Below are 9,721 nucleotides of genomic sequence, written 5' to 3'. Positions count from 1 at the left end.
TTCGCGAAACTATCCTCGCCAAAAAAACTCAAACGCCGATTTACGCGATAGACGAAACGGCGTTTTCAAGCGCGAGGCGAACCTTTTTGACGTCCGCGCCGCACTCGCCGATAACGGCGAGGACGCGATCGCGGGGGATAAATTATCGCCGTTTATTCGGATAGCAGGGTTTCGGCGTGTTCAAGCGCCGCGTCGGTGATCTTGTCCGCGCTGATAATGCGGGCGATCTCTCTGACGCGCCCCGCGCGATCCAAAAGTCGAGCGAAACTTTCGCCGTTTTCCTTCGTTATCAAGTAGTGCGCGTCGGCTTTGCCCGTTAATTGCGATTGATGGCTGATCGCAAAAATCTGATAGCGGCTTGAAAGAAACTTAAGCGTCGTCGCCACGCTCGCCGACTCCTCGCCGCTAACGTTCGCGTCGATCTCGTCCAAAAACAGCATCGTCCGCTCCGTCGCGCCGCCAAGCTCCGCGCGAACCGCCAACAGCGCGAGACGCAAACGATTCAACTCCCCGCCGCTGATCTTGTCGATCGCCGCCTCGTCCAAAACAATAGCCGCTTTTTGCCCCGCCTGTTCGTCCAACTCGGTTTCGCTCAACTCCAATTGCGCCGCGCTCATGCGAAGCCGCGTCAGATAAAGATTGATTTTGGTCTCCAGCGGTTTAAGCGCCGCAACTCTCGACTTCTTGATAACTTTCGCCAAATCGCGCGCGGCGCCCTCCAGCGTTTGAACCTCGCGCGCGGCGCTCTTTATATCGGATTCTAGCGACTCGAACGATTCTAGCTCTTTTCTCTTTTCCTCCGCGCGCGCCAACGCCTCGCCGACGCTTCCGTAACGCCTGATCAAACCCGAAAGTTTTTCAATGCGATCAAGCATTGCCTCTGGCTCCGTCGCCTCGATCTCGTCGAGATCGTTTTGCGCCGTTTCAATCGCGGACGCTAAATCGTTCATTCCCTCTTCAAAAACGGCGCGATCAAGATTTAGCGCGTCGTAAAGCGCAAACGCTTCGTTTTCCAGCTCCTTAAAATCTCGCGCGCCTTGAAGCATTTGCGCAATCTTCTCCTTTTTGGATAGCTGCTTTTTCAGCGCCAGCAGTCGCTCGTATTCGCCCTCTTTAGGCGCGATCGCGGTTATTTTATCCAGCTCGAATCTCGCGAACTCCCGCAACTCTCTAGCGTTTGCGTCTTTGCCTCTTAGCGCCGCGAGCTCCGCCGTTTTCGCGTTAAGCGCCGCGTAGGTTTCGGCAAACTCTAGGCGCGTTTTTTGGTTATCCGCAAGCAAATCCAACAGCGAAAGCAGATTGGCGGAGGAAATATCCGAAGTCTCTTTTTGATTTAAGCGTCTTGCCGCGCCCTCGAATAGCGATTTCAACGCGCTTTTGCCGATTTGCGCGTCGTTGATGAAGTATCTAACCTTATCCTTTTTGATCAGCCTAACGACAATCTCGTCGCCGCCCTCCGCGATCGGCGCGTCGCTCGGAAGTTTGATATTCGTAACGACCGCTTCGGCTTGCGCCGCATCGCTATCTTTCAGACCAAAGAGCGATAAAACCGCGTCCATCAGTATCGATTTGCCCGCGCCGGAGGGACCTGAAAAGACGTTTAGTCCGATATGAGGCTCCAAAACGACGCTCTTAAAGGTGAGCGCGTCCTTGATCGACACCCTTTTTATCATAGGCGCAATTATAGCCCAGATCGCCCCTTAAACCGCGATTTAACGGGCGTTTAACGGCAATCGTCGGAGGCATACTTGACAATGATAGACTAAATGTTGTATAATGCTTTTAGCATTCTAAGGTTTAGAGCGCTAAAATCACAACTTCAAAAATTACTCGTTAGGAGGAATCAATGCTATTCACGCCTCTTGGCTATCGCATTCTTGTAGAAAGAAGCGAAGAGCCTACCAAAACCGCTTCGGGCATCATCATTCCCGATAACGCGAAGGAAAAACCGCTCGACGGCAAAGTCGTGGCGATCAGCAAGGCAATCAAGGAAAAGGGCGAAATCGCCGTCGGCGATATAGTCGTTTTCGGCAAATACGCGGGTACCGAGATCAAGATCGACGGTAAAGATTACGTTGTGTTAAACAACAGCGAAAAGAACGACGACGTTTTGGGCGTTCGCAAATAAACGCAAAAGGATAAAACGATGGCAACAAAAGAGATTTTCTTTTCCGACGACGCGAGACACAAGCTATACGAAGGCGTAAAGCTCCTTTCGGACGCGGTAAAGGTTACGATGGGTCCTAAAGGACGCAACGTTTTGATTCAAAAAAGTTTCGGCGCGCCGCACATCACCAAAGACGGCGTGAGCGTGGCTAAAGAGATCGAGCTAAAAGACCCCCTGCTAAATATGGGCGCTTCGCTCGTTAAAGACGTGGCGAGCAAAACCGCCGACGAAGCGGGCGACGGCACCACGACGGCGACAATCCTCGCGCACGCGATCTTCAAAGAGGGTCTGCGCAGCGTAACCGTCGGCGCCAATCCGATCAGCATTAAGCGCGGTATGGACAAAGCGAGCGAAGAGATTATCGCCGAGCTTAAAAATATCAGCCGCGACATTAAAGACAAAAAAGAGATCGAACAAGTCGCGACGGTTTCGGCTAACGAAGACGCGAAAATCGGCAAACTGATCGCCGAAGCGATGGAAAAGGTCGGCAAAGACGGCGTTATCACCGTCGAGGAAGCCAAAGGGATCAACGACGAGCTAGACGTTGTGGAGGGCATGCAGTTTGATCGCGGCTATCTCTCTCCATATTTCGTTACCAATTCCGAAAAGATGCAAGCGGAGATCGAAAACCCGTATATCCTGCTTTTTGACAAAAAAATCTCCTCTATGAAAGACCTTCTGCCGCTGCTTGAGCAACTTGTCAAGACGAGCAAGCCGTTACTTATCATCGCCGAAGACGTAGAGGGCGAAGCGCTCGCTACGCTGGTGGTCAATAAGCTGCGCGGCGTTTTGAATATCGCGGCGGTTAAAGCGCCCGGATTTGGCGATCGAAGAAAGGCTATGCTTGAAGATATCGCCATTCTAACGGGCGGTCAGGTGATCGCCGAAGAGCTTGGTCGCACGCTAGAAGGTATTACGCTTAACGATCTTGGTCAAGCCGCTCGCGTTATCATCGAGAAAGAGAACACCACGATTGTAAATGGCAAAGGCGAAAGCAAAGACGTCAAAGCCAGAATCGCGCAGATCAAACAACAGATCGGCGAAACCACAAGCGACTACGATCGAGAAAAACTCCAAGAGCGCTTGGCGAAACTCTCCGGCGGCGTGGCTGTGATCAAAGTCGGCGCGGCGAGCGAAATTGAGATGAAAGAGCGCAAAGATCGCGTGGACGACGCGCTTTCGGCGACCAAAGCGGCGGTTGAGGAAGGCATCGTGATCGGCGGTGGCGTGGCGCTAATTCGCGCGGCTTCCAAGGTCAAGTTGAAACTTGAGGGCGACGAGGCGATCGGCGCGGAAATTATCCTTCGCGCCATCAAATCTCCGCTTCGCCAGATCGCCGAAAACGCGGGCTTTGACGGCGGCGTGGTGGTCAACGCGGTCGAACAAGAAAAGCCAAACGTAGGCTTCAACGCTTCTAGCGGCTCGTATGTCGATCTGTTTGAGGCGGGTATTGTCGATCCGACCAAAGTCGAACGCATCGCGCTACAAAAAGCGGTTTCAGTGGCGAGCCTCTTGTTGACGACCGAAGCGACCGTAAGCGAAGTCAAAGAGGACAAACCCGCCGCTCCCGCAATGCCGGGCGGCGGTATGGGCGGCATGGACTACTAATCCATTCGCTAAACGCGGCTAACAAAACGGGGCGCTAGGGGGCGGATTGCCTAGCGCCCCCGCTCCTTCCTCGCGTCTTTCTTTGAATATGTTATGATTGCCGGCTTCTTAGTTTTTGCGCGGCAAAAATTAAAGCGCGCGCGGATTGGGCGATCATGGTTTTGATCTCGTTGCTTGGCGATTTTGACTCGTCGATCTTACCTGTATTTTTTGAGTTCAAATCCGAAATCACCCTGCATGTTTTGGTCTATAACGCCAACGAGCGCGACGATAAAAACGCGGCTAGAATTGTTAGGGGGCTAAGCGCTCTTAGAAGCAAATACCGCCTTAAATGCACGCTTCGAGAAATACGTCTTGAAAACTGCGATCTTCAATCAATCGTCAAACTATCGTCGTCGATCGCGCAGTTTGCGCCGCCCGATCAACTCTATATCAATCTTAGCGACGGGCAGGCGGATATGGCAATCTTGCTATCTAAAGAGTTACTAGACGTTGGCGCTAGGCTTTTAATATATGGGCGCTACTCAAACGATCTCTCCGTTTTAACTATAAACGGGTTAGAAAAAACGTCGATAAAACATAATATGAAGATCGACGATCATATCATCTCAAAAGGTTATCAGATCGTCGAGGCGAAAAACGCGAGCGACTTGGAACGAAGAAGACCGTTTGTCCAAGAGATAACCAATAATTTTTCACTGTTTCAAAAGTATCGCAAACGAGTTATGGAGGAAAAGGATATTAACGAAGAGCTATACGGGGCGATTATTCGTCCGCTATATAAGATAGGCGCGGTAAATCGGCGCGGACGACCAATAAACATTAACTATATTCTAGGCGAGCTTTTTGAAGAGCAAATATATCATCTTGTAAGCCGTTTAAGTTTTGACGATATTATGTCTGGCGCCAAGATATGTTACGAAACAATTAACGGCGTTACTATACAAAACGAGTTTGACGTTTTAATGATAAAAAACAATCATCTCTATATTGTCGAGTGCAAATTCCGCGATCGCGTCGATGGGGAAAACCTTATCTACAAATACGACGCGCTATTAGAGCAGATGGACGCGGACGGCAAGGTAATGATTATTAACGTAGCCAGCACGGAAAGCAAAGAGGCGTTAAAACGCGGTAAACGCATACACAAAAATTTTGAAAAAGGCGCGTTATCCAGAGCGCAGCTAAACAATATCTTGATCTACTACGAGCCGACGCTAGAGACGCAAAAACTAACGGCTATGATGCGGCGCTTTTTTGACGTTTAGCGCCGTTTTGCCCTAAGCGGTAGAGCGCGAAATCGTATTTAACGGGATCGTCTGGATCGAACTCTTTTAATTTTTGCGTAAGCTCGATAGAGGCAAGCAGATCGGCGCTTTTACGTTTCAGTAATCCGAGTTTGCCAGCCTGCGCAAAACTATGAGTATCTAGCGGGATCAATAGATCGCAAGTTTTTACGCCGCGCCATCTGCCTAGATCGGGAAAACCGTCGCGAACCATCCAGCGAAGAAACATAAGATAGCGCTTTAACGCGCTCGCCCCTTTTGGGTTGCGGTGATCAAACGGCTTGGAGAACAGAAAGTTAAGTCCGAATGTCCGCGCTTTCGCGTAACTCTTTAAGATAGCGATCATATTTGACAGAGCGGATAAAAAACCGTTTTTTTGATACGCTTCGGTAAAAAGGCGTTCGAGCGTTACGTTATCTCTGCGCATTTTCGCGAACGCGATAAAAACGTTTTGCGTATCCTCGACGCTCTGAAAGCGATAATAGCGATCGACTAATTTGCCTTTGATCGCGTTCTCGTCGCAGTCTAACAAGCTAAAATCAAGCGAGCGCAAAAAAGCGATCATCGCCTTGACGTTGCCGTAAGCAAACAACGCGCAAATTAGCGCCGCGTCGTCGGGCAGATCGCGGGCGATCAGAAGCGGATCGGGATTGTTTTCGTCCAGTCCGCACTCCGCTAATAACGAATCAAGATAGGGCTTCACGGCTGTTGAATCGTTTTTGCAAATAGTCGCTTAGGCTCAAAAGCGCGAATGTAACGGCGAAAATAAACAGCCCGGGGAAAAAGCTGACCCACCACGCAATATCTATCAACGCCTTGCCTTCCGCCAATAGACTGCCCCAGCTCATATTCGGCGGCGCAATTCCGAGCCCTAGAAAACTTAACGCGCTCTCCGCCAAAATCGCTCCGCTCGCGCCAAACGTGAAACCGACCAAAAAAATTGGCGCCAAAAGCGGCGCGTAGTATTTGAAAACGATCTTCCACAACGACGCGTTTGCCGTTTGCAGTATCTTGATAAAAGGCTTGCTTCCGATCGCGAACGCCTCGCTTCGGATCATTCGCGCCGTCCCCATCCAGCCCGTAACGGAGATGACGACGATAAGCAAAAACAGATTCGCGTCCATATAGCTAACAAGAGTCAACAATAAAAAGAATGTTGGAAACGTCAAAAACAGATCGATCGCCACGACAATCGCCCTGTCTATTTTTCCTTTGAAATAGCCGGCGGTAATGCCTATGATAAGCCCGATCAGGCTTGAGATTATCGCGCTCAAAACGCCGATAATTAGCGAATTTTTAGCGCCGGCGATAACGCGGCTAAACAGATCGCGCCCCAGCCGATCCGTGCCGAACCAACGCTCCGCGCTTGGACTTAGCAAAATCTCGTCTTTGTTGAACGCAAAGGGATCGCTATAGCCGACGACGCAAAGCGTTATCAGGGCGCACAAGGCGCTAACGCATACGATCAGTTTTAGTTTCACGTTGAAATTCTAGCGATTTTACGTTCAATAAAAGCGGCGTTTTTCGCGCGCGTTTCGCTTCTTGACGACAAATGTTAGAACGATACGGGGCGCTTGTTATATCTTTGAAACAAGCAAGCCGCGCTAACGAGCCGATAAGCCCTTCTGGGGCGTTGCGCGGAGAATTGACTTAGGAAGTTGGCGCGTTTTTCGCTCTCAAACCCATGAACGTAGCCGCCCATTGAAAAAAACAAGAGCAGGCAGCTTGGCGACCGCTACCAGCGTTCCTGATGGAGCGCGATCAAATTCGGCGACTCTGATCGCGAAGGAGAGTAGAATGCGCGACCGAACTAAGATGAAACGCGAATCGGGAGTTTGAGATCGGGCGTCGTCGTTTGCTAAACTTGCTATTACCTGAAAAATAGAGCGCGATAACAATTTCAAACAAATACAGATAAGGCGATCGGGCGGCGAAGTCTCTCGCGGCGCGAATTGACGGCGAGATACATAAAATTACTAGCGATTGCGCGACGATATAAAGGCGCGAATAAAGCGACTGGCGCTCAAGCGTTTTTGCGACGTTTACATTTTTTGATTGAAAATGCGTTTTTTGACTTTCTTGTTTAGCGACGAACCCGCGCCGTTATAACTTTGTCGGTTTCTTACAAGCGAATAAAACGCGGTTAATACAAAACATGTTAGCGATCATATCCGGCGTTCCCGATAGAACAGTTCCAATAAGCCGTTTGATCGCGACTTGTTCCGCCCTAAGCGCTTTATTGTCGCCCCTTAGTTCGCCGATCTCTAACGACTGCCGCTTCGTTTCGGCGGATAGCTTATTTCAAGTTTGGATAGCTCCGCCAAGACAAAACTACGAACTTTAACGCAAACGAAAGTCAAAAAATGCGGCGCTTGATCGATTTTTACCCCCAGCGATCGACGTTTGCGCGTCTTGATTTGCTATATAGGCGCGAGGGGGGCGTTTTTTTGTTTATCGCGGTTAAGTTTCTCTTTCTTAGGTTTTACAACAACCTGCAATCGCCTTGCGAGCGTCTTTTGTAGCGCTCTTTAGATCGCCTAATTTCCCGCAAACGTTTACGCGATTATTATAAGCGATCGCGTCGTTCGGCGATCGCTTTGCTATATTCGCCTAAATCATTGTAAGAGAGGCGCGATTATTGTAAGCGAACGTATGGTTTGGATCGATTCCGATCGTCCGATCGTATCGCCCTCGCCTCTTGTAAATCGCCGCGCTCAAACGCGCGCAACGCAATTGGAGCGATCGCGGCTATTATCGGCTTGGTCGCAAAGAGCGTCTTTCTTTCGATCCTAAACATGGAATTGATAAATATATAACTTTACTAAGATAAAGCTGCCGCCTTAATAAAAGCGAAATCCAAAAAACGGCAAGGCGGATTTCGGCGTTTGTTCGACTATCTATAAACGACGCTTTGCTCTTTTTTTAAGCGCTTTTATAAATAGCTAAATAGGTCAAAAGCCCCCCCCCCCCCCCGCTACCTATTTTTTAATCAAATCCGTTAAACCGTATTAGCCGCGTTAATGTTAATTTGGGTTATTATTACAAAATAAAAACAATAATTGAGGATAAGACTATGCAACCTACCGTAAATGAAAACTTGCAGCGCGACGATTTCAAAGAGAAGATTCGCTTAGGCGAACGAGCGTGTCTAACGCTGAAATATGAACCAAACCGCATTATGTATATAAACGAGAACGGTTTTATTGACTTTTGCAGCCACGAATTCGCGCGCGCCGTGGGGATTGAAAATAGCCACGCCGCCATCAATAAACATTTTAACGACGTTTATAAGCTGTTTGAAGGCGGCGACGAATTGATCGCGGGCGCGAAAAAGGCGTTCGAGGAGATCAGGTGGACGGGCGCCACTCAAGAAAAACAGCTAGAGTTAAAGTTTCCAAAAGACGACAAAAAACACCATTATATTGTGCAATCTGTTCCAATAATCAACGAACACAAAAAATTTCTCGGCGCGAAGGTGCTGTTTCTGGACGCGACCGCGTTAAGCTCCTATATCGCGAACGAAAATGCGCGCTTTCTTCTGGACAAGGCGCCGATCGGATGCACGTTGCGCGATCAGAACAACCGCATTATAGATTGCAACGCGGAAATAGAGCGTATGTTCGGCGCGGCGAGCAAAGCCGAGCTATTGCGCCGTTTTAAGGAATTTCACCCCGAATATCAGCCGGACGGCGCTCTTAGCTCCGAAAAAATAAAAACGGCGCTTAGAGAGTGCGACGATAAGGGACGCTCGCAAATCGAATGGCTTTACATAGACGCCAAAGGAGATCCTCTGCCCACGAAGCTGGTCGTCGTTCGAGCCGATTGGAGAAGCGAGCGCGGTTACGTCATATACTGCATCGATCTGCGTGAAATCAAGAAAAAAGAGGAAAACGAACGCTTAGCCAACGAGCGCGTCCGCGCTATGCTAGACGCGACGCCGATCGCCTGCGTCTTTTTCGACGACGGCGTAACGGCGATCGATTGCAACTTGGAGGCTATGCGTCTTTTTGAAACGAACTCCAAAGAGGACATGCTCAAACATTTCTTTCACTACTCGCCGGCGTTTCAGCCAAACGGAGAACCCACCGAGGAGATAAGGCGCAAAAATATCGTCGTCGCGCTGGAGGAAGGCTATCATGTTTTCGAGTTGATGGAGGCAACGGCGTCCGGCAAAGAGTTGCCCGTGCTGATAACGCTAAAAAGCATGGATTGGAACGGCGTTCGTTGTCTCGCGGCGTATATTCAGGATCTGCGCGAGATTGTAACCAAAGACAAAAACGTTAAAGAGGCGGAAGAGATACCGCTGGCGTTGCTAGACGCGACGCCGATCGCCGCCTTTTTGTGGGACGACGAGCTTAACCTGATCGATTGCAATACGAAGGCGGTTAGCATGTTTGGCTTCAATCGAAAATCCGAGCTGATCGACAATTTTTCGGAATTGCTACAAAACCAGCGCTCCAAAACCGCGATGGAAGATAAAGACGAGATGTTAAGCAAAGCCTTTCAGGACGGATACGGAAAGTTTGATTGGGAGCTTACGACAAAAATGGGCGAGGCGTTGCCTACGGAGGCTATTTTTGCGCGAGTTCCGTGGCACGACGGATACCGCGTGGCGGCGTATCTGCGCGACTTGCGCAAATCGCGAAAATAGGTTTATATC

7 protein-coding genes are annotated in these 9,721 nt (G+C 49.7%); 4 read left to right on the top strand and 3 right to left on the bottom strand.

The window, feature by feature from the left end; translation table 11 throughout:
• Positions 1-152: 152 nt before the first annotated feature.
• Complete coding sequence (locus tag LBF86_08360; protein MDR0665512.1) at positions 153-1,673, bottom strand: AAA family ATPase; 1,521 nt, start codon at positions 1,671-1,673, stop codon at positions 153-155.
• Between the two features lie 173 nt (positions 1,674-1,846).
• Here LBF86_08360 and groES point away from each other — a divergent pair, with 173 nt between their 5' ends.
• The 3 genes from groES to LBF86_08345 all read left to right on the top strand — a co-directional run bounded on the left by groES (position 1,847) and on the right by LBF86_08345 (position 5,043).
• The gene (groES, locus tag LBF86_08355; GenBank protein MDR0665511.1) at positions 1,847-2,128 is read left to right on the top strand and encodes a co-chaperone GroES; all 282 of its coding nucleotides are present in this window, start codon (positions 1,847-1,849) and stop codon (positions 2,126-2,128) included.
• 18 nt (positions 2,129-2,146) lie between these two features.
• The gene (gene groL, locus LBF86_08350; GenBank protein MDR0665510.1) at positions 2,147-3,775 is read left to right on the top strand and encodes a chaperonin GroEL; all 1,629 of its coding nucleotides are present in this window, start codon (positions 2,147-2,149) and stop codon (positions 3,773-3,775) included.
• A 155-nt stretch (positions 3,776-3,930) separates the two neighbouring features.
• Positions 3,931-5,043, top strand: coding sequence for a DUF1887 family protein (locus LBF86_08345; protein ID MDR0665509.1), 1,113 nt, complete (start codon positions 3,931-3,933; stop codon positions 5,041-5,043).
• Here the strand turns inward: LBF86_08345 and LBF86_08340 are convergent.
• Together LBF86_08340 and LBF86_08335 are read right to left on the bottom strand one after the other, a co-directional pair.
• Positions 5,015-5,764 carry a TIGR02757 family protein gene (locus tag LBF86_08340; protein ID MDR0665508.1) on the bottom strand — a complete coding sequence of 250 codons (750 nt, stop codon included), beginning with the start codon at positions 5,762-5,764 and terminating at the stop codon, positions 5,015-5,017. The two genes, LBF86_08345 and LBF86_08340, sit on opposite strands and share 29 nt — an antisense overlap.
• Positions 5,748-6,500: an ABC transporter permease gene (locus tag LBF86_08335; GenBank protein MDR0665507.1), complete on the bottom strand. Its 753-nt coding sequence runs from the start codon at positions 6,498-6,500 to the stop codon at positions 5,748-5,750. Before LBF86_08335 ends, LBF86_08340 begins: the two co-directional genes overlap by 17 nt.
• A 1,634-nt stretch (positions 6,501-8,134) precedes the next feature.
• On the opposite strand from LBF86_08335, the gene LBF86_08330 reads away from it, so the two are divergent.
• Positions 8,135-9,712 carry a PAS domain-containing protein gene (locus LBF86_08330; GenBank protein ID MDR0665506.1) on the top strand — a complete coding sequence of 526 codons (1,578 nt, stop codon included), beginning with the start codon at positions 8,135-8,137 and terminating at the stop codon, positions 9,710-9,712.
• Positions 9,713-9,721: the final 9 nt, after the last annotated feature.

Source organism: Helicobacteraceae bacterium, from assembly GCA_031258155.1.
Classification (GTDB): domain Bacteria; phylum Campylobacterota; class Campylobacteria; order Campylobacterales; family SZUA-545; genus JAIRNH01.
The sequence above is the reverse complement of the archived record's forward strand: the minus strand, read 5'-3'. Positions and strand labels throughout refer to the sequence as shown.